This is a genomic window from Dictyoglomus sp. DH (genome assembly GCF_055181375.1).
Window position 1 is genome coordinate 886,363 of sequence record NZ_CM143706.1, and the last position, 20,039, is coordinate 906,401.

The 20,039-nt window shown below is 32.3% G+C and carries 22 protein-coding genes; 21 read left to right on the plus strand and 1 reads right to left on the minus strand.

Going from position 1 to position 20,039, the window contains the following annotated elements:
* The 5 genes from holB to ACY3JJ_RS04215 are packed head-to-tail and all read left to right on the plus strand — an operon-like array spanning position 1 to position 5,094.
* Complete coding sequence (gene holB / locus ACY3JJ_RS04195; RefSeq protein ID WP_463092523.1) at positions 1 to 981, plus strand: DNA polymerase III subunit delta'; 981 nt, start codon at positions 1 to 3, stop codon at positions 979 to 981.
* Positions 978 to 1,874 carry a PSP1 domain-containing protein gene (locus ACY3JJ_RS04200; RefSeq protein WP_463092524.1) on the plus strand — a complete coding sequence of 299 codons (897 nt, stop codon included), beginning with the start codon at positions 978 to 980 and terminating at the stop codon, positions 1,872 to 1,874. The genes holB and ACY3JJ_RS04200 overlap by 4 nt, the downstream gene beginning before the upstream one ends.
* Before the next feature lie 4 nt (positions 1,875 to 1,878).
* Positions 1,879 to 2,652 (plus strand): hypothetical protein, encoded by a 774-nt coding sequence (locus ACY3JJ_RS04205; RefSeq protein WP_463092525.1) that lies wholly within the window; start codon positions 1,879 to 1,881, stop codon positions 2,650 to 2,652.
* Positions 2,645 to 3,940, plus strand: a complete 1,296-nt coding sequence (locus ACY3JJ_RS04210) for a replication-associated recombination protein A (protein ID WP_463092526.1) — start codon at positions 2,645 to 2,647, stop codon at positions 3,938 to 3,940. Before ACY3JJ_RS04205 ends, ACY3JJ_RS04210 begins: the two co-directional genes overlap by 8 nt.
* Positions 3,916 to 5,094, plus strand: a complete 1,179-nt coding sequence (locus tag ACY3JJ_RS04215) for a divergent polysaccharide deacetylase family protein (protein ID WP_463092527.1) — start codon at positions 3,916 to 3,918, stop codon at positions 5,092 to 5,094. The genes ACY3JJ_RS04210 and ACY3JJ_RS04215 overlap by 25 nt, the downstream gene beginning before the upstream one ends.
* Here ACY3JJ_RS04215 and ACY3JJ_RS04220 read toward each other — a convergent pair.
* Complete coding sequence (locus ACY3JJ_RS04220) at positions 5,018 to 6,721, minus strand: alpha-amylase family glycosyl hydrolase (RefSeq protein WP_463092528.1); 1,704 nt, start codon at positions 6,719 to 6,721, stop codon at positions 5,018 to 5,020. The genes ACY3JJ_RS04215 and ACY3JJ_RS04220 overlap by 77 nt on opposite strands.
* 94 nt (positions 6,722 to 6,815) lie before the next feature.
* On the opposite strand from ACY3JJ_RS04220, the gene ACY3JJ_RS04225 reads away from it, so the two are divergent.
* The 16 genes from ACY3JJ_RS04225 (at position 6,816) to ACY3JJ_RS04300 (ending at position 20,037) form a co-directional block, all read left to right on the plus strand.
* Positions 6,816 to 7,763: a carbohydrate kinase family protein gene (locus ACY3JJ_RS04225; RefSeq protein ID WP_463092529.1), complete on the plus strand. Its 948-nt coding sequence runs from the start codon at positions 6,816 to 6,818 to the stop codon at positions 7,761 to 7,763.
* 51 nt (positions 7,764 to 7,814) lie between these two features.
* The gene (gene rseP, locus ACY3JJ_RS04230) at positions 7,815 to 8,861 is read left to right on the plus strand and encodes an RIP metalloprotease RseP (protein ID WP_463092530.1); all 1,047 of its coding nucleotides are present in this window, start codon (positions 7,815 to 7,817) and stop codon (positions 8,859 to 8,861) included.
* Positions 8,861 to 9,925 carry a flavodoxin-dependent (E)-4-hydroxy-3-methylbut-2-enyl-diphosphate synthase gene (ispG, locus tag ACY3JJ_RS04235; RefSeq protein WP_463083641.1) on the plus strand — a complete coding sequence of 355 codons (1,065 nt, stop codon included), beginning with the start codon at positions 8,861 to 8,863 and terminating at the stop codon, positions 9,923 to 9,925. Before rseP ends, ispG begins: the two co-directional genes overlap by 1 nt.
* On the plus strand, positions 9,915 to 11,429 hold the full coding sequence (rny, locus tag ACY3JJ_RS04240; protein ID WP_463092581.1) for a ribonuclease Y: 1,515 nt from the start codon (positions 9,915 to 9,917) through the stop codon (positions 11,427 to 11,429). Before ispG ends, rny begins: the two co-directional genes overlap by 11 nt.
* A gap of 3 nt (positions 11,430 to 11,432) precedes the next feature.
* Positions 11,433 to 12,218: a TIGR00282 family metallophosphoesterase gene (locus ACY3JJ_RS04245; protein WP_463092531.1), complete on the plus strand. Its 786-nt coding sequence runs from the start codon at positions 11,433 to 11,435 to the stop codon at positions 12,216 to 12,218.
* Between the two features lie 46 nt (positions 12,219 to 12,264).
* Positions 12,265 to 12,528, plus strand: a complete 264-nt coding sequence (locus ACY3JJ_RS04250) for a stage V sporulation protein S (RefSeq protein WP_012548757.1) — start codon at positions 12,265 to 12,267, stop codon at positions 12,526 to 12,528.
* A gap of 128 nt (positions 12,529 to 12,656) precedes the next feature.
* Entirely contained in the window at positions 12,657 to 12,863 is a 207-nt protein-coding gene (gene rpmE / locus ACY3JJ_RS04255; RefSeq protein ID WP_012583166.1) for a 50S ribosomal protein L31, read from the plus strand.
* A gap of 2 nt (positions 12,864 to 12,865) precedes the next feature.
* Positions 12,866 to 13,522 carry an FAD-dependent thymidylate synthase gene (thyX, locus tag ACY3JJ_RS04260; protein ID WP_463092532.1) on the plus strand — a complete coding sequence of 219 codons (657 nt, stop codon included), beginning with the start codon at positions 12,866 to 12,868 and terminating at the stop codon, positions 13,520 to 13,522.
* A 6-nt stretch (positions 13,523 to 13,528) separates the two neighbouring features.
* Complete coding sequence (locus ACY3JJ_RS04265; RefSeq protein ID WP_463092533.1) at positions 13,529 to 14,125, plus strand: thymidine kinase; 597 nt, start codon at positions 13,529 to 13,531, stop codon at positions 14,123 to 14,125.
* Positions 14,115 to 14,999: a DUF1385 domain-containing protein gene (locus ACY3JJ_RS04270; RefSeq protein WP_463092534.1), complete on the plus strand. Its 885-nt coding sequence runs from the start codon at positions 14,115 to 14,117 to the stop codon at positions 14,997 to 14,999. The genes ACY3JJ_RS04265 and ACY3JJ_RS04270 overlap by 11 nt, the downstream gene beginning before the upstream one ends.
* Positions 14,977 to 16,080 (plus strand): peptide chain release factor 1, encoded by a 1,104-nt coding sequence (gene prfA, locus ACY3JJ_RS04275; RefSeq protein WP_463082415.1) that lies wholly within the window; start codon positions 14,977 to 14,979, stop codon positions 16,078 to 16,080. Before ACY3JJ_RS04270 ends, prfA begins: the two co-directional genes overlap by 23 nt.
* A complete protein-coding gene (gene prmC, locus ACY3JJ_RS04280) occupies positions 16,067 to 16,912 on the plus strand; it encodes a peptide chain release factor N(5)-glutamine methyltransferase (RefSeq protein WP_463092535.1) in 846 nt (281 codons plus the stop codon). The genes prfA and prmC overlap by 14 nt, the downstream gene beginning before the upstream one ends.
* Entirely contained in the window at positions 16,900 to 17,913 is a 1,014-nt protein-coding gene (locus ACY3JJ_RS04285) for an L-threonylcarbamoyladenylate synthase (RefSeq protein WP_463082413.1), read from the plus strand. The genes prmC and ACY3JJ_RS04285 overlap by 13 nt, the downstream gene beginning before the upstream one ends.
* A 2-nt stretch (positions 17,914 to 17,915) precedes the next feature.
* Entirely contained in the window at positions 17,916 to 18,353 is a 438-nt protein-coding gene (locus ACY3JJ_RS04290; protein WP_463092582.1) for a low molecular weight protein arginine phosphatase, read from the plus strand.
* The gene (gene rpiB / locus ACY3JJ_RS04295) at positions 18,350 to 18,796 is read left to right on the plus strand and encodes a ribose 5-phosphate isomerase B (protein WP_463082411.1); all 447 of its coding nucleotides are present in this window, start codon (positions 18,350 to 18,352) and stop codon (positions 18,794 to 18,796) included. The genes ACY3JJ_RS04290 and rpiB overlap by 4 nt, the downstream gene beginning before the upstream one ends.
* The gene (locus tag ACY3JJ_RS04300; protein WP_463092536.1) at positions 18,793 to 20,037 is read left to right on the plus strand and encodes a serine hydroxymethyltransferase; all 1,245 of its coding nucleotides are present in this window, start codon (positions 18,793 to 18,795) and stop codon (positions 20,035 to 20,037) included. The genes rpiB and ACY3JJ_RS04300 overlap by 4 nt, the downstream gene beginning before the upstream one ends.
* Positions 20,038 to 20,039: the final 2 nt, after the last annotated feature.

A 20,039-nucleotide genomic window follows, 5' to 3' on the forward strand; every position in this document is an offset into this window, starting at 1 on the left:
ATGGCATTTAAAGAGGTTATAGGTCAGGATTTAGCTATAAAAATACTCAGGAAATCCCTTAAGGAGAACAAAGTATCCCAAACCTATCTTTTTGTGGGTCCTGAAGGGGTAGGTAAAAAGTTAACAGCTATTTCTTTGGTTCAGGCTTTAAATTGTAAAGTAGAACCTTTTGAGGGATGTGGGGAGTGTGAGACTTGTCTAAATATAAAGAAATTGAGTCATCCTGATCTATTGTATCTTCAACCTGATGGAATGTGGTATAAGATACAGCAGATTAAAGATTTGAGAAGGGAAGCTTATTTAAAGCCTTATGTAAGTAATTATAAGGTTTTTATTTTAGACGATGCTCATCAATTGAGAAATGAAGGGGCAAATGCCCTTTTGAAGATACTTGAGGAGCCTCCGGAATATACCATATTTATATTGATAGCTTATCGTCCTGAGCTTCTTCTTCCTACTATAATATCAAGGAGTCAGATTATTAATTTTTCATATCTTAACGAGGAAGAAGTCCGAAAAATTATAGAAGATAGAGTTCCAGAAGATAGAATTGATATATTAATATCTTTATCCCAAGGAAGTGTTGGAAAGGCTTTGTATTGGAATGAAGAAGAAAATTGGAATAAAAGAATTGAGCTTTTTAAATACTTAACTTTACTAAAGAAAGAAAAATTATATTCTCCATTTGAGGTAGTTGATTTTCTTGTAGAAGAAAAGGATAATGAAAAGATAATTAATTATTTAGAATTAGTTCTTTTTTGGTGGAGAGATATGTTTTTCTGGAAACTATTACAGAAAGAGGATTTTATAACTCAGAAAGATTTTTCTATAGAGATTGCGAGAAAATCTCAAGAATATTCCTTAGAGGATTTGAAAATTTTCTTTAGAATGACGCAGGATGCTATTAGGAATATTAGAAATAATGCAAATTTGACTCTTACATTAGAAACCTTATTTTTGAGAGTAGGGATAAAAGGATGATGGAAGAAATTAAAGCTAAAGAATATGTGGTAGGTATTAGATTAAGAAGTTTGAAGGTTTATTATTTTTCTACTAATGATTTAAATTTAAAAGTAGGAGATTGGGTAATTGTTAAAACTGTACAAGGAACAGAGGCAGGTAGAGTAGCAATTCCGCCCTTTGAGCCTCCAGATGGTTTTCAACCTCCATCTCCCTTAAAACCTATACTAAGAAGAGCAACAGAAGAAGATTTAGAGAAGATAAGAGGATATAGGGAAAAGGAGAAACAAATTTTAGAGTATGCTCAAAAAAAGGCAAATGAAATGTCTCTTCCTATGAAAATGCTTGCTTGTGAAATAACTTTTGATTATAGCAAGATAACGATACATTTTGCTTCTGAAGATAGAGTAGATTTTAGAGAATTAGTAAAAGATCTTGCTTCACAATATAAAACAAGAATTGAATTACATCAGGTAGGAGTAAGAGATGAAGTAAAATATATGGGAGGCTTAGGAATATGTGGTAGAGAAGTGTGTTGTCATCTTTTTTTGCAAGAATTTGAATCTATTTCTGTTAAGATGGCAAAGGAGCAATCTTTGGCTTTAAATCCATTAAAAATATCTGGAATATGCGGAAGACTCATGTGCTGTTTAGCTTATGAATATGAAACATATCAAAAAATTAAGGAAGAGATGCCTCCCAAAGGTAGTATTGTAGAAACTAAGCAGGGGAAGGGAGTAGTAGTAGATCATCATGTACCATTAAGTAAGCTTATTGTAGAATATGACGAAGAAAGAAGAGAATTAGTATCTTTAGATGAAGTGATTAGGGTTTATACAAAAGAAGAAAGGGATAATGGCAAAGATAAAGTACTGGAAAAAATTCTAAAGATGTTAGAGGAAGATAAAGATTGATTTAATGAATTCTGAAGAGGTAAGAAGAGCACTTTGGCGTAGAGGATATGAGATAATAGAAGAATGTCCTATTGAGAGGGTGATAGTACCTAAAGGAGGGGAGTTTTTAGACGAATATTATCAAAGACTTTTTAATTATAGATTTAGACGCTTTTTAGGTGATCTTTTACTATTTAGAAAAGATGATTATATTGATTGTGAAACTCTTTTTTCTCGCTGGAAAAAGGATGAAGTAGAAGAACAATGGAATTTTTTATTGAAAGCTCATATTATAGAAAGTTTAAAAGGAGATCAGTATTTGTTTTCTTACTTTTATTTGGATAATTTTGGAGAAACTTTAGAGTGGTTCATATCGGAGATATTAAAAAGGGAATTTTATATGCCCACGATTTGGGGAATAAAAATAAAGGAGATTAAAGGTGGAGGAGACTTTGATATCCTCTCCATATTAGAGAATAACTTATTGTATGTGGAGTGTAAAACAAGTCCTCCTAATAATATAAGACTAAGAGAAATTTGGGAATTTTTAGGAAGAAGAGAAGTATTAAAACCAAAGATTACAATATTTTTTATTGATACAACATTAAAAATAGAAAGAAATATAATTGAAAATATATATTCTCTATTAGAAAGAAGATTTATGAAAAGTAAAAAAATAAATGTCTTATCTTTAAAAGATGGTGTATACGCTTTTGATAATGGGATTTATATAATGCAAAGTAAGGGAGATATAATAAAAAATTTTCAGGTGGTTTTTAGGCACTTCTTAGATGGATAGGCAAGAAAAGCTATTTAAAGAGGATAATAGTTTTCAACCTCTTTCATACAGAATGAGGCCAAGAAGTTTTGATGAGTTTCTTGGTGCAGAGGAGATTATAGGTGAAGGATCTTTTTTAAGAAGGACAGTTCAAAAAGGTTATTTACCTTCCCTTATTATCTTTGGCCCTCCAGGATCTGGAAAGACTACCCTTTCTATTCTGTTAGCTAAGGAGATAAATGCTGATTTTATAGAATTAAATGCTGCTATAATTGGAGTACAAGATCTTAAAGAAGCCCTTCAAAAAGCTCAAAGAAATATTGAACTTTATAAAAAGAAAACTGTTTTATTTCTTGATGAAATACATCATTTCAATAAATTACAACAAGATGTGCTACTACCCTTTGTAGAAAAAGGTATAATAATTCTTATAGGTGCTACTACTGAAAACCCTCTTTTTGCTTTAAATACAACCCTTCTTTCTCGTTGTAGGATTATAGAACTGAAGCCCTTAACAGATGATAAACTAAGGATATTAATTGACAGAGCAATAAAAGATAGGGAAAGAGGTTTAGGGGGAAAAAACATTGTAATTTCTCAAGATGCTGTTGATGAAATAGTTAGGTTTGCCAATGGTGATGCAAGGATTGCTCTTAATACCTTAGAAATTGCTTCCTTTGTTGCAAAAGCTGATGAAGATGGAAAAGTCCTTATTGATGCATCTGTGGTAAGAGAGGTAATAGGGAAAAGGGTGATAAGATATGATCAAAAAGGGGACGAGCATTATCACACTATATCAGCATTTATTAAAAGCATAAGAGGTTCTGATCCCGATGCTGCTTTATATTATCTGGCTAAGATGCTTCTTGCAGGAGAAGATCCGCGATTTATTGCTCGAAGACTTATAATCCATGCTGCTGAAGATATAGGAATGGCAGATCCTTTAGCCTTATTGATTGCTCAGTCTGCATATTATGCTGTGGATGTGGTAGGTATGCCAGAGGCAAGAATTCCTTTAGCTGAAGCTACCATATACCTTGCGACTGCTCCAAAGAGTAATAGTGTGATATCTTCCATAGAAAAAGCCATGAATTACATACAGGAGAAAGGAGTGTCAGAGATTCCAAAGCATTTATGGGGAAGTTCTCATGATTATTTGTACCCTCATGATTTTCCGGAACATTTTGTAATTCAAAGATATTTACCATATGATGTGAATGAGGTTTTTTATAATCCAACTGAGCAAGGAAAGGAGAAAATAATAAAAGAAAGGATTAAAAAATTATGGAAAGAAAGATATGGACGATAGGAATTTTATTTTTATTTTTTCTATTGGTTTTTTATGGATGTAAGGAAAACAGAAAAGAGGAAGTTTTAAAAGATGATAAAAAATTTGTGAAAAATAGGATTGAAATAAATGTTGAATCAGGTGAAATAAATAAAATTTTATCTGAATATAAGCCTTTTATAGAAAGATACATAATAGAGGGAAAAAGAAGAGAAACTGGAGATTATATTATAAATTGGAAGTTATATTCTGTTTATTTTAGATCAACTGTCTATAATACTCAGATTAGAAAAGAAATAATTAAAAATTATGACATTAGGAGAACCATATCTTCTAAATATGAAAAGTATATTTTAAGTTCAGATATAGATCTTCCTAATGGTGATTCAATTGAGCTTGATAATATATTTTTATATTTTCCAATTAACATATCTCATAAGTCATCTCAGCCCAAAATAGCTTTCGTGGTAGATGATTTAGTGGAAGATAATTATTGGGTTGAAGAATTATTATCTTTTCCTTATACATTGAATGTTTCTATAATTCCTACATCACATACAAAGGACTTAGCATATAAGTTTGTCAAAAAGGGTTGGGAAGTAATGATGCATATTCCTATGGAATCAATTACTTATCCGAAAGATGCAAAATATTTAACTTCAGAAGCAATAATGAGTGGTATGAGTGAAGAGGAAATAGATAAAATTGTGAAACTTCATCTAAAGAGATTTGGAGATGCTAAAATATGTTGGGTTAATAATCATATGGGATCGAAAGTTACAAAAGACGATGAAACTATGGAGAAAGTGTTAAAGGTTTTCAAAAAATATGGCCTAAGCTTTTTGGATAGTAAAACTATTTTAAATTCAGTAGGGAAAAAAATCGGTAATAAAGTGGGAGTTCCTGTTTTAGAAAATATGTTATTTATAGATCATGAGAATCAAGAAGATAGAATAAAATACAGGTTTTCTCAAGCTATTAAGATAGCTGAGAGGAAAAGTTGGGGTATATTCATATTTCATTTAAGACCAAAGACCATAAAGGTGTTAAAAGAGCTTTATCAGGAAGGATTTTTTAACAATGTAAAATTAGAGAAAATTAGTGATTTAGCTCAAGAAGTATGTATCCCTCAAAAGGATGAATTATCAAATCATTCTTATAAATCTTGTTATTAAATAAATTTTTGAAAACACCATTAAGATATATATTTTTTTCATCTTTTGTATTATTTATTATTACCAGTATTTTTTGATCATCATAAATCTTGTAAAAGCTAATAATATCCTTTATAGGGCCTAAGGTAAAATCTCCTTTATATAGGGCTGGATAATTTTTTCTAATTCTTGATAGTTTTTTATAAAACTCAATAAGTTCTAAATCTTGTTTAGTTTCATCCCAGGGTATAGGTAGTCGTACATACTCATGAAGAGCCCTGTTTCCTTCTAACATGTTTCTATATTGATTAGCACCCATCTCTTGTCCATTATATATTATGGGTATATCATTAAGTGAAAATTGAAATATGGAAGCTATTTTTAATAATCTTTTGTCATTAGCTACAAAAAGGAATCTATTAGAATCGTGATTTTCTAAAAACGAAATTAGCCTTATATGATTCTTGTAAAATTTATATCTTAAATCTATAATTTTCAAAAATTCTTTTAATTTCCATTTTTTACCTATAAAAAACTCTCTTATTAATTTAAAAAGGTAAAAATCAAGTACTCCATCCATTTTCCCTATAAACCTTCTTACATATTCGGGAGTATCTACTATCTCCCCAAAATGAAAAGTTTCAGGAAAATCTCTTTTTATGGAATAATAGTATTCAGTCCAAAAATTGATATCTGGTCCAATTGCATAATCCAATCGATATCCAGATATTCCGAAATTTTTAATCCAATATTTAGCTGCATCTATAATATATTTTCTTGCTTCTCTATTTTTTAGATTTATCTGTGGCATGGATTTTACTCCAAAGAATGATTCATAAGAATTATCGTCCTTAAAAATGAACCAATTTCTGTATTTACTATCTTTATTATTCAATGCATCTTGAAATATAGGATTTAAATAGGATAAATGATTTGGTACAAAGTCCAAAATTATTCTAATTCCTCTTTCAAATGCATCATTAACTAATTTTTTGAGATCATCTTTATTACCCCATGCGGGATCAATTTCAAAATAATCCTCTATATCATATCCATGATAAGAAGTTGATTTAAATATAGGAGAAAGCCAAATTGTGTTTATACCTAAGGATTCTATATAATCAAGGTGATTGATAACTCCTTTGATATTACCTCCAAGTTTCTCTTTTAGATTATTAGATAAACTCACTTCAAAATTATCTTTTGCAAATCGATCAACAAAGATGTGATATATTATGCTTTCTTGGGACCACTTTGGTGGTTCAAATTCATCAATGGAAAAAGAAAAATAATCTTTTTCATAATCATCTTCCGGATTTAATGTTATTTCAATTATACCTTCTTTGTTCAAAGGAGGAATTTGGGTTTCTAAGATTTGTAAAAAACTAAAAAAATCATTATCCCAAATCACATCTTTAATTTCAATTGAAACTTCTTGTATTTCTGATGTTTGGGATTTTATTTTATAATAAATAGTCTTATAATTCTGAGATGGAGTACAAGTAAATATAACTTTAATTTCATCCTTAGGAGTTGGATCTTCAGGAATTATTTCTATATAAGGAAACTTTTCAAGCTCTTCTATTTTTCTATTTGATAAAAATTCTTTTTTTTCTAAATCTCCAAAAATTTTATCATCTATATACATTTCTCCTTACCTCTTTATATTAACTCGTGTTAGTTTTATTCTATCATAGGTTATAATTAAATACAATATTTTTTATGTGGAGGTTAAAGAAAATATGATATTAGTATCTGGAGAATCCTTAATAGATTTTACGCCTATATCTTTAGGAGATGGATATGCGTATGTACCTAATCCTGGAGGATCTCCATATAATGTTGCTATTACCCTTGGAAAGCTTAGAGCACGTGTATATTTCTTTGGTAAAATTTCTTATGATCCTTTTGGGGAGATTCTTTATTCTAATCTTATAAAAAATAATGTGGATACATCTTTTGTGTTAAGAGATAAATATCTTACTACTTTAGCTTTTGTAATATTAAAGGACAGTGAACCTTATTTTATATTTTATGGGGATAATACTGCTGATACTATGCTTAAAGAAGAAGAGATTCCTTTTATTGATTCACAGAAAATTAAAATCCTTCATTTTGGATCTATATCAATGATTAGAGAACCTGGTTGTTATGTCTTTGAAAAAATGATTTTTGAAAATTACAAAAATTGTATAATTTCCTTTGATCCAAACATAAGACCAAATCTAATTGTGAATAAGGAACAGTATTTATCAAGATTTGAAAATTGGGTAAGTAGGGTGGATATATTAAAAGTAAGTTTGGCAGATTTGAAGTGGTTATATGGAGAAGAGGATTTAGACAAAATTGCTGAGAAATTTATTAATTTGGGAGTTAAAATTTTTGTGGTTACTTTAGGAAAGGATGGATCTGTTGCTTATCAAAAATCTAATTATGTTAAAGTGCCAGGTATGAAGGTAAAGGTTATAGATACTGTAGGAGCTGGGGACTCTTTTATGGGGGGCTTTTTATATTATTTATATAAGCTTGGCAAAACAGTTAAAAAAGAAATATCCAATCTTTCTTTAGAAGAGTTAAAAAATATTCTTATTTTTGCTAACAGTGTAGCTGCTTTAACTTGTACAAGGCGTGGTGCTAACCCCCCTAATTTAGACGAGGTTGAAAAATTTATGAGTAACCTGTATTATTGAATAGAATTTTAGATTTTTAGGAGAAGAGATAAAAAAGGAGTGAAAAAATAGATGGATATTATTTTGTTTTTGGTCCTTTTTGCTATACTTACTGTACCGCATGAACTTGGACATTTTATATTAGCTAAACTTTTTGGGGTTAAGGTTTTTGAATATGCTATTGGTTTTGGCCCTAAGCTTTATGAATACAAAGGTAAAGAGACTAAATTTGTATTGAGGTTGATTCCTATTGGTGGTTTTGTGAAAATGGCTGGTGTTGATGATTTAGAGTTACCAATAGAAGAGGAGGTTCCAGAAGAAAGAAAATTCTATAAAAAGGCTCCATGGCAACGCTTCTTAATACTTTTTGCAGGAGCCTTTTTTAATTTTTTGGTTGCTTTTCTTTTATTTGTAAGTATTTTTTTAATTGGAATTCCTCAACCTATACCTATAATTGATAGAGTAGTAGAAGGTAAACCAGCTCAAATGGCAGGTTTTCTACCAGGTGATAAAATTATCTCGATAGAAGGTATAAAAATAGAAAAAATAGAGGATGTAGTAAATCTTATTACAAAATCTATAAAAAGCCCTAATGATAGAAAAGAAATAACAGTGGATGTGGAAAGAGATGGTAAACTAATTACTTTAAGAGTTATACCTCAATGGGATGAGGAGAGAAAGGGAGGTATTATAGGTATTGTCTTTAGATCAATCCCTAAGAGATATCCTATAACATTAGCACTGAAAAATGGATTTGCTATGCTAATCAATGCTTTTTTGCTTATTTTCTTTGTATTAAAAGCACTTTTTACAGGAGCTCAAGGGGTATCAGTTTCAGGTCCGATTGGTATTGCCAAGATGACGGGAGAAGTAGCTTCTTTAGGGTTTGTATATTATCTTAATTTTACAGCACTGTTAAGTGTACAACTGGGGATATTTAACTTACTTCCATTTCCTGCTTTAGATGGAGGTAGGATATTGTTTATTATTCTTGAGAAAATAAGGGGAAAGCCTATTGAAACTAAAAAAGAAGAAATAGTACATTGGATAGGTCTACTAATTCTCTTATTTCTCATGATCATTATTACTTTCTTTGATGTGTTAAGACTTAGAAAGTGATGGGAAGAGGAACAAGGGTAGTAAAAGTAGGAAATGTAGAGATTGGTGGAGATAATCCTGTAAGAGTACAGTCTATGACTAAGACTCCTACAGTAGATGTTAAGTCTACTCTTAGACAAATTAGAAGATTGGCTAAGAAGGGTTGTGAGTTAGTAAGGTTAGGAATACCTGATAAAGACTCAGCTTTAGCTCTGGGAAAGATAAAGAAAAAGAGCCCTATTCCTATTATTGCTGATATACACTTTGATTATAGACTTGCTTTAATAGCTTTGGAGCAAGGGGCAGACAAATTGAGAATAAATCCAGGTAATATTAAGAATCCTAAATATATATCTTTAATAGCAAAGGAAGCAAAAGCAAGAGGCGTACCAATAAGAGTAGGTAGTAATGCTGGTTCTTTGAGCAGGGAGATTCTTGAAAAATATGGTGGAGTTACTCCTGAGGCATTGGTAGAGAGCGTTTTAAATGAGATTAGATTATTAGAGGAGAATGATTTCACTGATATAGTTGTGTCTGTTAAATCTTCATCTGTTCCTTTGACTATACAGGCTTATAAGCTACTTTCTTCCCAAGTAAAATATCCTCTCCATATAGGAATAACAGAAGCTGGTACACTTGTTCCAGGAAGTGTTAGGTCCGCAGTAGGAATTGGTATCTTACTTTATGAGGGTATTGGTGATACAATTAGGGTTTCTCTTTCTGCTTCTCCAGAAAAAGAAGTAGAAGTAGCATACCATATATTGGAAAGCTTAGAATTAAGGCAAAGAGGTATAAAAGTTATTTCGTGTCCCATGTGTGCAAGAGCTCATTTTCCAGTAGAAAAAGTAGCTAAAGAAATAGAAAAAAGATTTAAGGATTTTCCATTAGATATAACGATAGCTGTAATGGGATGTGAAGTAAATGGTCCTGGTGAAGCGAAATGGGCAGATATAGGAATTGCAGGCTCAAATAAAAGAGTTATAATTTTTAAGTATGGTAAGATAGTAAAGGAGACAACATGGGAAAAAGCAATTTTGGAATTAGAAAAAGAGCTTGAAAAATGGAAGGAGGTGAATTCAAATTAGCATATTAATAGCTTTAATCACACTTATTATAGGAGTTGGTCTCGGGTATCTTATAAGGAAAAATATTGAGCAAAAAACAATACAAGTCGCAGAAAAGAGAGCAGAGGAGATAGTTAAAAAGGCTGAAGAGGAAGCAGAAGAAAGGAAAAGAACTGCTTTATTAGAAGCTAAAGAAGAAATTTTTAAATTAAGGTCTGAGACTGAAAGGGAAATTAAGGAAAGAAGACAAGAGCTTTTCAATTTGGAGAAGAGAATTCTTCAAAGAGAAGAAAATTTAGAGAGAAAAGAGGAAATTCTCTCCAATAAAGAAAAAGAAATAGATAAAAAACTCGAAAATCTAAAGAAATTGGAAGAAGAAGCATTTATGGAGCTTCAAAAGGTTGCTCAGATGAGTAGAGAAGAAGCTCGTGATATTATTCTCAAGAAGGTGGAAGAAGAATTACAAAGAGATATAGCTATGAGGATAAAAGAAGCAGAGGCAAAATATAAGGAGATAGCAGATGAAAAGGCTCGAGAGATTTTAACGGAAGCAATTCAGAGATGTGCAGTGGATCATACTGTGGAATCTACAGTATCTGTTGTTAGTTTGCCCAGTGAAGAAATGAAGGGAAGAATAATAGGTAGAGAAGGAAGAAATATAAGAACTTTTGAGACTTTGACAGGTGTAGATCTTATAATTGATGATACTCCAGAGGCTGTGGTTCTTTCTTCCTTTGATCCAGTAAGAAGAGAAATTGCTCGAATTGCCTTAGAAAGATTAGTAAAAGATGGGAGAATTCATCCTGCAAGAATAGAAGAAATGGTAAATAAAGCAAGAAAAGAAGTAGAGAGTAAGATAAGAGAGGAGGGAGAAAGAGCTTCAATAGAAGTAGGTCTTCAAAATTTACATCCTGATTTAGTAAGGGTTTTAGGAAGACTTTATTATAGATCCAGTTATGGACAAAATGTTCTTCAGCACTCAATTGAGGTTGCAAAAATTGCAGCAATTATTGCTGCAGAATTACATGCGGATGTAAATTTAGCAAAGAGGGCTGGGCTTTTACATGATATAGGAAAAGCTATAGATTATGAGGTTGAGGGATCGCATGCAACCTTAGGAGCTGATCTTTTAAAGAGATATGGAGAGCATCCAGATGTGATCCATGCAGTGGCAGCTCATCATGAAGAGATTCCTCTTATTAAGACTTTAGATGTTATAATTCAAGTAGCGGATAGTATCTCTGCAGTAAGGCCTGGAGCAAGAAGAGAAAGCATAGAAATTTACATAAAGAGACTGGAAAAGCTTGAGGAGATAGCTATGTCATTTCCTGGTGTAGAAAAGGCTTATGCCATTCAGGCAGGAAGAGAAGTTAGAGTGTTAGTAAGCCCTGAAGAAGTTGATGATTTGACAGCTACTAGATTAGCTTATCAGATTGCTAAAAAAATTGAGAAAGAAATGGAATATCCTGGTCAAATAAAAGTTACTGTAATAAGAGAAACAAGGGCTGTAGAGTACGCAAAATAAATTATGAATATTCTTATACTTGGTGATATAGTAGGAAAAATAGGGAGAAGAGGTGTAGGGCTTCTTCTCCCTCAAATTAAAAAAGAATATGGAATTGATTTTACAATTGCAAATATTGAAAATGCTGCTGCCGGATTTGGTATTACTGAAAGTGTTTTGAAAGAATTAATGGATTATGGTATAGATGCTTTTACAAGTGGTAATCATATTTGGGATAAAAAAGAAGGGATCTCTGTTTTAGAGAATTACGAGAGAGTATTAAGACCTGCTAATTATCCTTCGGGAGTTCCTGGTAGAGGCTATATTACAGTCTCATATTATGGCAAAAAAATTGGTATAATTAATATACAAGGACGTATTTTTATGGAACCTATTGAAAATCCGTTTACAGTAGTGCATAATATAGTTGAAGAAATGGAAAAAGATACTAAAATAATAGTAGTGGATATGCATGCTGAAGCAACGTCTGAGAAGATAGCTATGGGATATTTTTTAGATGGAAGAGTAACAGCAGTAGTAGGTACACATACACATGTTCAGACAGCTGATGAGAAAATTCTCCCAGGGGGAACTGGTTATATATCTGATTTAGGTATGTGTGGGGCTTACGATTCTATATTAGGTGTAGGTAAGGAGGCTGTTCTTAAGAAATTTCTTCTCCAAATACCTCAAAAATTTGATGTACCAGAAAAAGGACTTTTTAAAGTGGAAGGGGTGATTATAGAGGTAGAAGAAGTAAATGGAAAGACAAAAAACATTATCAGGTTACAAAGGAGGGGAGAAATTTAAAATTTAAAAGTCTGCCATGGGAAGAACATATAAAGGAGGTAGGTTTATGGTAGAAGTATTAAAAGTTTCCGCTAAATCTAATCCTAATGCAGTAGCTGGTGCATTAGCAGGTGTAATTCGTGAAAAGGGACGTGCTGAGATCCAAGTAATTGGTGCTGGAGCTGTCAACCAAGCAGTTAAAGCAATTGCTATTACCAGGGGTTATGTAGCTCCAAGTGGCATTGACTTAATTTGTATTCCTGCATTTACTGATGTACAAATTGATGGAGAAGAAAGAACAGCCATCCGTTTTATAGTTGAGCCTCGTTAATTTAAATTGAAGTAAAGGTAAGTAAAAAGGAGGCAGGAAGATTTTCTTTCTGCCTCCTTATAATTTTTATGGTATAATTTTTCAGAATGTAAATTTGGAAATTTTATAGTAAAGAAAGGAGAGGAAACATGAAAAAAGGTATTCATCCAGAATTGAAAAAAGCAAAGATAGTATGTGCATGTGGGGCTGTTTATGAGACTTTATCAACAAAGGAATATATGACAGTAGAAATATGCTCTAAATGCCATCCATTCTTTACAGGTCAAAGAAAATTTGTGGATACGGAGGGAAGAGTAGAAAGATTTACTAAAAAATATAATTGGGAAATTAAATAAAATTGAGGGTAAAACTAATAGCTTATACGCCAGAGCCCGAAAAAGTATGTGCTCTGGCTATGAGATTATGTCATTATCAGGGAAATATTGAAGAGTTGGAAGAAAAACTAACTCTTGAGGAGATTTCTCGTCTTTTAAAAAAGGCAAAAACCTTACAACATTTTTCCATATTTGAGCATGCTAATTTTACTTTTTATATAGAAGGTATATCAAGAGTTACTACTCATCAGTTAGTGAGACATAGGATTGCATCTTATTCACAACAAAGTCAGAGGTATGTAAAAATAAGGCAAGAATATGTAATTCCTGAGTCTATATTGATAGATAAGGAGAGGGAAAAAGTATATAAAGAAACTTTAGATAAAGCCTTTAATGCTTATGAGGAACTTGTAAAAATGGGAGTTCCTAAGGAGGATGCAAGATATCTATTACCCCAAGCTGTGGAATCTAAAATAATTGTTACTATGAATGCCAGAGAACTACTTCATTTTTTTACTTTAAGAACATGTAATTCTGCCCAATGGGAAATAAGGGAGATGGCTTGGGAAATGTTAGATTTGGTTAAAAAAGTAGCACCTAATATATTTGAAGATGCAGGACCGTCTTGTTTTAGAGGTCCATGTCCTGAGGGAAAGAGCTGTATTCCTGAGAGAAGGTGATAATTTATGGAATTTATGAATATGCCTTCAGGGTGGATAGAGGTTATTTGTGGAGGAATGTATAGTGGAAAAAGTGAAGAGTTAATTAGAAGAGTTAGAAGAGCACAAATTGCAAAACAAAAAGTGCAAGTTTTTAAGCACAGTTTAGATACAAGATATGATAAAGATTATATAACATCTCATACAGGTTTGAAGATAGAGGCGATAGCTGTGAGTAATAGTGCAGACATAGAAAAGTATGTAGACGAGGATACTCAGGTTGTAGCTATAGAAGAAGGACAATTCTTTGATATGGGAATTGTAAAAGTTTGCCAGAGATTAGCAGATAAAGGGAAAAGGGTTATCGTGGCAGGTTTAGATCAGGATTTTAGAGGAGAACCTTTTGGCCCTATGCCATATTTAATGGCAGTAGCAGAATACGTTGATAAACTTCATGCTATTTGTATGAAATGTGGAAATTTAGCCAGTAGAACTCAAAGAATAATTAATGGAAAACCTGCATACAATGACGATCCAATTATTTTAGTAGGAGCTTTTGAAAGCTATGAAGCAAGATGTAGAAATTGCCATACAGTTTTAAGGAGAGATAAAGATGAAGAATAAAAAAGAGTCAGTTGGTGGACAAGCAGTTTACGAGGGAGTAATGATGAGAAAGGGAATAGATATTGCTGTTGCTGTAAGAGACCCAAAGGGAGAAATTATTGTAAAGAAAGAGAGATTACAGCCCTTTTTTAAAAACTGGACAAGAATACCTTTACTAAGAGGTCTTATGGTTTTAATGGATTCTCTCTTTTGGGGAATAAAAGCATTGAATTATTCCACATCGATTGCTTTTGAGGAAGATGAAAAACCAACCAGTAATGCCGAGATAGGTATTGCATTAGTTTTAGGATTTCTTCTTTTTGTTGCATTATTTATTGTCTTACCCCTTCTTATATTAAAACCTATAGAGGTATATATAAATTCTTTAATAATTTTGAGACTTTTAGAGGGAATTATAAGATTAGCTATTTTTGTAATTTATCTTTATTTAATAAGTAAGATAAAAGAAATCTATAGAGTTTTCCAATATCATGGTGCAGAACATAAGACGGTATTCTGTTATGAGGCAGGAGAAGAATTAACAGTTGAGAATTGCAGGAAATATCCTCGTTTTCATCCCCGCTGTGGAACCTCTTTTCTATTGGTAGTAATGATAGTAAGTATAATTATTTTTGCCTTTTTAGGTAAACAGCCTTTTCTTTTAAGAATTATTACTAGAGTTTTGCTTATCCCATTGATTTTTAGTATATCTTACGAGATAATAAAATTAGGATCTGAGCATATTGATTCTATTTTTTGGAAAATCTTGCTTAAACCAGGGTTATGGATGCAGTATTTTACAACAAAAGAACCAGATGATATGCAATTAGAAACAGCAATTGTAGCTTTAAAGGAGGTGACACTGGAGGAAAATGCTTCAAGATATAGTGATTGAAAAATTAGAAGAAATAGAAAAAAGATTTAATGAGATTGAGGATCTCTTAGCTCAACAGGAGGTAATTAATGATTTTAACAAATACCAGAATCTTCTTAAAGAAAGAGCAAAAATTACGGAAATAGTGGAGAATTTTAGAGATTATAAAAAATTATTGAAGGAAAAAGAAGATTTAGAAGAAGTATTAAGAGAAGAAAATGATGAAGAGATTAGAAATTTAGCTGAGATGGAATTGGAAGAAATAGAAAGAAAGATTGAACAAAAGGAGTTTGAATTAAAATCTGCTCTTTTGCCTAAGGATCCTAATGATGAGAAAAACATTATTATGGAGATAAGAGCAGGAGCTGGAGGAGAGGAGGCTGCCCTTTTCGCTGCAGATCTTTTTAGAATGTATATTGGATATGCCCAGAAGAAGGGATGGAAGGTAGATATTGTGAGTTCTAACCCAACAGGACTTGGGGGTTATAAAGAGATTATATTTATTGTTGAAGGTAAAGGTGCTTATAGTAGGCTCAAATTTGAGAGTGGAGTGCATAGAGTTCAGAGAGTACCTGTGACTGAGTCAAGTGGAAGAATTCATACATCCACCGCTACTGTTGCGGTTCTTCCTGAAATGGAGGAAGTGGAAATAGAAATTGATCCTAAGGATCTTAGGATTGAGACTTTTAGATCTGGTGGGGCAGGAGGACAACATGTAAATAAGACAGAATCAGGAGTAAGAATAACCCATATACCATCTGGAATTGTGGTTCAATGTCAAGACGAGAGATCTCAGCATCAAAATAGAGAAAAGGCCATGAAAGTTCTTAGAGCAAGATTGTATGAATACTATCAAAAGGAAAAAGAAAATGAGATCGCTTCTCAAAGAAGAGCTCAAGTAGGAAGTGGGGAAAGAAGTGAAAAGATAAGAACATATAATTTTCCACAAAGAAGAGTTACGGATCACAGAATAAATTATTCATCTTTCCAATTAGAAGAAGTGTTATCAGGAGAGCTGGATGAGTTTATAGATAGGCTCATCCTTGCTGAAAAAGAAGAGCAAATTAAAAAACTTTTTGAAGAAGTAAGTGCAGGCTCTTAGAGAAGTATTATTTTGGTTAAAAAGAGAATTAGAAGACATAGATCCAGATTCTGCATATTTGGAAGCTGAATTACTTATATCCTACGTTCTAAATAAAGATAGAAGCTTTATTTATACGGTAGATTTTATTGAAGAAGAAAAGGTAAAGGAGATTAAAAAACTATTAGGTTTAAGGAAAAAAGGAATACCTATAAGTTATATCCTTAAGAAAAAATTTTTTTATGATTATGAGTTCTTTACAGATAAAGGGGTTTTGATACCGAGAAATGAAACGGAATTATTAGTAGATGTGACTATTGATACTATCAAAAGTTATTCTTCAAAAAAAATTGTTGACATCGGGGTAGGTAGTGGTAATTTAGCAGTAACGTTAGCTAAGAAAATTGACAATCTCACTGTTTATGCGTGTGATATATCACCTTTTGCTCTAAAATTTGCAAAAATTAATGCTCAAAAATATGGGGTTATAGATAAGATTAAATTCTTCTTAGGACCTTATCTACACCCTATTATCATGAGAAATTTACAATTTGATTTAATATTAAGTAATCCACCATATATTGCTTCTTGGGAAATGCCTTTTCTTCAAAAGGAAGTTAAAAGAGAGCCTTGGGAGTCTCTTTATGGTGGTTGGAATGGTTGTGTTTTTTATGAGAATATTATTAAGGACTTGAAAAAGATGGATAAAGGTGTATTTATTTTTGAAATTTCACCGTTTATTTATGACAATTTAGTAAAATTGATTAAAAGAACCTTTCTTAAGTTTGAATTTCATGTATACAAAGATCTTTCCCAAAAGAGTAGAGTGATCAAATTAATATGGTGGAAATAATTAAGGTAGATAGAAACAATCCAGATGAAAAGATTTTAAATATAGCAATTGAAGTATTAAGAAGAGGTGGTCTTGTAGCTTTTCCTACAGAGACTGTCTATGGTCTTGGGGCTGATGCTTTGAATGAAGAGGCTGTTAGAAGAATTTTTGAAGCTAAAGGTAGGCCACCTGATAATCCCATTATTGTTCATGTAGGAAATATGGAGCAAGTCTATAGTCTTGTGGATGATGTTCCACCTGATGCTGAGAGACTAATGGAAGCTTTTTGGCCAGGGCCATTAACTTTAATTTTCTATAAATCACCTATAGTTAGTGATATAGTTACAGGTGGAAGTCCCAAAGTGGGTATAAGAGAACCTCAAAATAAGGTTGCTCTAACCCTTCTAAATCTTTTTGGACGGCCAATAGCTGCTCCTTCTGCAAATGCTTCCGGAAGACCAAGTCCTACTAAGGCTGAACACGTTCTTGAGGATTTAGGAGATAAGGTTGATTTAATAATTGATGGGGGAGATGTAAGTTTTGGAGTAGAATCTACAGTTTTGGATATAACTACTGATCCACCTGTTTTATATAGGCCTGGAGCATGTCCAAAAGAAGAAATTGAGAAAGTATTAAAGAAAAAAATAGTTTTTTGGAAAGAAGTAAAAAAAGAAGATATTCCCTCTCCTGGCTTAAAATATAGACATTATGCTCCTAAGGTACCTTTATACATTATTGAAGAGTTTAATGAAATATGGCAAAATAAAATAAAATCTTGGATAAAGGAAGGTAAAAAAGTGGGAGTTCTTGCTTCAGAAGAAACCAAAGATGTTTATCCAAAAGATCTTAAAATTTATGTTATAGGAAGTAGATCTGATCTATATAATATTGCTTTAAATTTATTTCCCTCCTTACGAAGATTGGAGAAGGAAGTTGATATTATTCTTGCGGAATCTTATCCAGAAGAGGGAATAGGTCTTGCAATTATGGATAGACTAAAGAGAGCAGCAGGTGATAAATAGTGATGATATTATTCGTTTGTACAGGAAATACTTGTAGAAGTCCAATGGCAGAATATCTTTTTCGTGAGCTTATTAAAGAGTATGATATAGAAATTGAAGTTTCCTCGGCAGGTATATTTGCTTTGGAAGGAAATAAGGCATCTATATATTCTCAAGAAGTAATGAAAGAGATAGGTGTTGATATTACAAATCATTCTTCTAAAAAAATAGATAATGAACTCATGGAAAGAGCTAATTGTGTTTTTACTATGACAAAAGAACAAGCTGAGATTTTAAAAAGTGTTTATCCTAAATATAGCTACAAGATATCTACTCTAAGTGATGAAGATATTTTGGATCCATATGGTAAAGATATAGAGACATATAGAGAAGTTCGTAATAAGGTAGAAAAAGAATTAAAAGACTTAATCAAAAATATGATGGTGAGGGTAGATCTATGAAGATTGCAATTGGGGCTGATCATGCAGGATATTTGTTAAAAGAAGAATTAAAAAAATGGTTAGAAGAATGGAATATTAGTTATCATGATTTTGGAACTTATTCGGCAGAAAGAACAGATTATCCTGATTATGGGATATTAGTAGCAAGGGCTGTGGCAAGAGGGGGTTTTGAAAAAGGTATATTAATTTGTGGTACAGGTATAGGTATGAGTATTGTAGCTAACAAAGTAAAAGGTATAAGAGCTGCTTTATGTAGAGATCCTTATGAGGCAAAATTAAGTAGAGAACATAATGATGCAAACATTTTGGCATTAGGAGGGAGAATCCTTGGTTATGATTTGGCAAAGGAGATAGTAAAAGTATGGCTAAATTCTGAGTTTACTGGTGGAAGACATAAATTAAGAATTCAAAAAATATCTATGATTGAGGAGGAGGAGCTGTGAAGTACTTACCTAATGTAGATCCTGAAATTTATGAAGCAATAAAGGGTGAGGAATATAGGGAGGAGTATCATTTAGAACTTATAGCCTCTGAAAATTTTGTAAGTAGAGCTGTTCTTGAAGCTCAAGGTTCTGTTCTTACTAACAAGTATGCTGAAGGTTATCCTGGAAAAAGATATTATGGTGGTTGTCTTTATATGGATAGGGTAGAGGATATAGCAAGAGAAAGAGTAAAGGCTATTTATGGTGCTGAGCATGCAAATGTTCAACCTCATTCTGGAAGTCAAGCAAATATGGCTGTTTATTTTGTAGTGTTAAATCCTGGAGACAAGGTTTTAGGTATGAATTTGGCCCATGGGGGACACTTAACCCATGGAAGTCCTGTAAATTTTTCTGGTAAATTTTTTAATTTTTATTTTTATGGAGTTGATAAAGACACTGAGAGAATAAATTATGATGCTGTTTGGAATTTGGCAAAGGAAGTAAAGCCAAAACTTATTGTTGCTGGGGCAAGTGCGTATCCTCGTATTATTGATTTTGAAAAATTTGCAGGTATAGCAGAGGATGTAGGTGCTTATCTTATGGTTGATATGGCACATATTGCAGGGCTGGTTGCTGCAGGATTGCATCCATCTCCTGTCCCTTATGCTCAATTTGTTACAAGTACTACTCATAAAACTTTAAGAGGACCAAGAGGAGGTTTTATCCTTTGTAAAAAAGAGTTTGCAAAGGATATTGATAAGGCTATATTTCCAGGTATTCAAGGTGGTCCTCTTATGCATGTAATTGCAGCCAAAGCTGTAGCATTTAAAGAGGCTATGTCTCCTGAGTTTAAAGAGTATCAAAGACAAATTATACTTAATGCTAAAGCTCTTGCTGATGAACTTATGAGATTTGGATATAGATTGGTAAGTGGTGGTACTGATAATCATCTCATGTTAGTAGATTTGAGAGATAAGGGTATTACTGGAAAAGAAGCTGAAAAAGCATTAGAAGAAGCTGGTATTACTGTGAATAAAAATTCAATACCCTTTGATCCTCAACCACCTACTGTTACAAGTGGTATAAGGATTGGTACACCAGCTTTAACTACAAGAGGTATGAAAGAAGATGAAATGAGATATATTGCGAGACTTATTCATGAGGTTTTATCAAATATAAAGGATGATAAAGTAAAGGAAAAGGTAAAAAGTGAAGTAGAAGAGCTTTGCAAGCAATTTCCAATTTATAGAAAGGAGAATTAATT

Excerpts from the sequence above, each read along its gene's own strand:
- holB (WP_463092523.1), top strand. The coding sequence starts at position 1 with ATGGCATTTAAAGAGGTTATAGGTCAGGATTTAGCTATAAAAATACTC.
- ACY3JJ_RS04200 (WP_463092524.1), top strand. The coding sequence starts at position 978 with ATGATGGAAGAAATTAAAGCTAAAGAATATGTGGTAGGTATTAGATTA.
- ACY3JJ_RS04205 (WP_463092525.1), top strand. The coding sequence starts at position 1,879 with ATGAATTCTGAAGAGGTAAGAAGAGCACTTTGGCGTAGAGGATATGAG.
- ACY3JJ_RS04210 (WP_463092526.1), top strand. The coding sequence starts at position 2,645 with ATGGATAGGCAAGAAAAGCTATTTAAAGAGGATAATAGTTTTCAACCT.
- ACY3JJ_RS04215 (WP_463092527.1), top strand. The coding sequence starts at position 3,916 with ATGGAAAGAAAGATATGGACGATAGGAATTTTATTTTTATTTTTTCTA.
- ACY3JJ_RS04220 (WP_463092528.1), bottom strand. The coding sequence starts at position 6,721 with ATGTATATAGATGATAAAATTTTTGGAGATTTAGAAAAAAAAGAATTT.
- ACY3JJ_RS04225 (WP_463092529.1), top strand. The coding sequence starts at position 6,816 with ATGATATTAGTATCTGGAGAATCCTTAATAGATTTTACGCCTATATCT.
- rseP (WP_463092530.1), top strand. The coding sequence starts at position 7,815 with ATGGATATTATTTTGTTTTTGGTCCTTTTTGCTATACTTACTGTACCG.
- ispG (WP_463083641.1), top strand. The coding sequence starts at position 8,861 with ATGGGAAGAGGAACAAGGGTAGTAAAAGTAGGAAATGTAGAGATTGGT.
- ACY3JJ_RS04245 (WP_463092531.1), top strand. The coding sequence starts at position 11,433 with ATGAATATTCTTATACTTGGTGATATAGTAGGAAAAATAGGGAGAAGA.
- ACY3JJ_RS04250 (WP_012548757.1), top strand. The coding sequence starts at position 12,265 with ATGGTAGAAGTATTAAAAGTTTCCGCTAAATCTAATCCTAATGCAGTA.
- rpmE (WP_012583166.1), top strand. The coding sequence starts at position 12,657 with ATGAAAAAAGGTATTCATCCAGAATTGAAAAAAGCAAAGATAGTATGT.
- ACY3JJ_RS04265 (WP_463092533.1), top strand. The coding sequence starts at position 13,529 with ATGGAATTTATGAATATGCCTTCAGGGTGGATAGAGGTTATTTGTGGA.
- ACY3JJ_RS04270 (WP_463092534.1), top strand. The coding sequence starts at position 14,115 with ATGAAGAATAAAAAAGAGTCAGTTGGTGGACAAGCAGTTTACGAGGGA.
- prfA (WP_463082415.1), top strand. The coding sequence starts at position 14,977 with ATGCTTCAAGATATAGTGATTGAAAAATTAGAAGAAATAGAAAAAAGA.
- ACY3JJ_RS04285 (WP_463082413.1), top strand. The coding sequence starts at position 16,900 with ATGGTGGAAATAATTAAGGTAGATAGAAACAATCCAGATGAAAAGATT.
- ACY3JJ_RS04290 (WP_463092582.1), top strand. The coding sequence starts at position 17,916 with ATGATATTATTCGTTTGTACAGGAAATACTTGTAGAAGTCCAATGGCA.
- rpiB (WP_463082411.1), top strand. The coding sequence starts at position 18,350 with ATGAAGATTGCAATTGGGGCTGATCATGCAGGATATTTGTTAAAAGAA.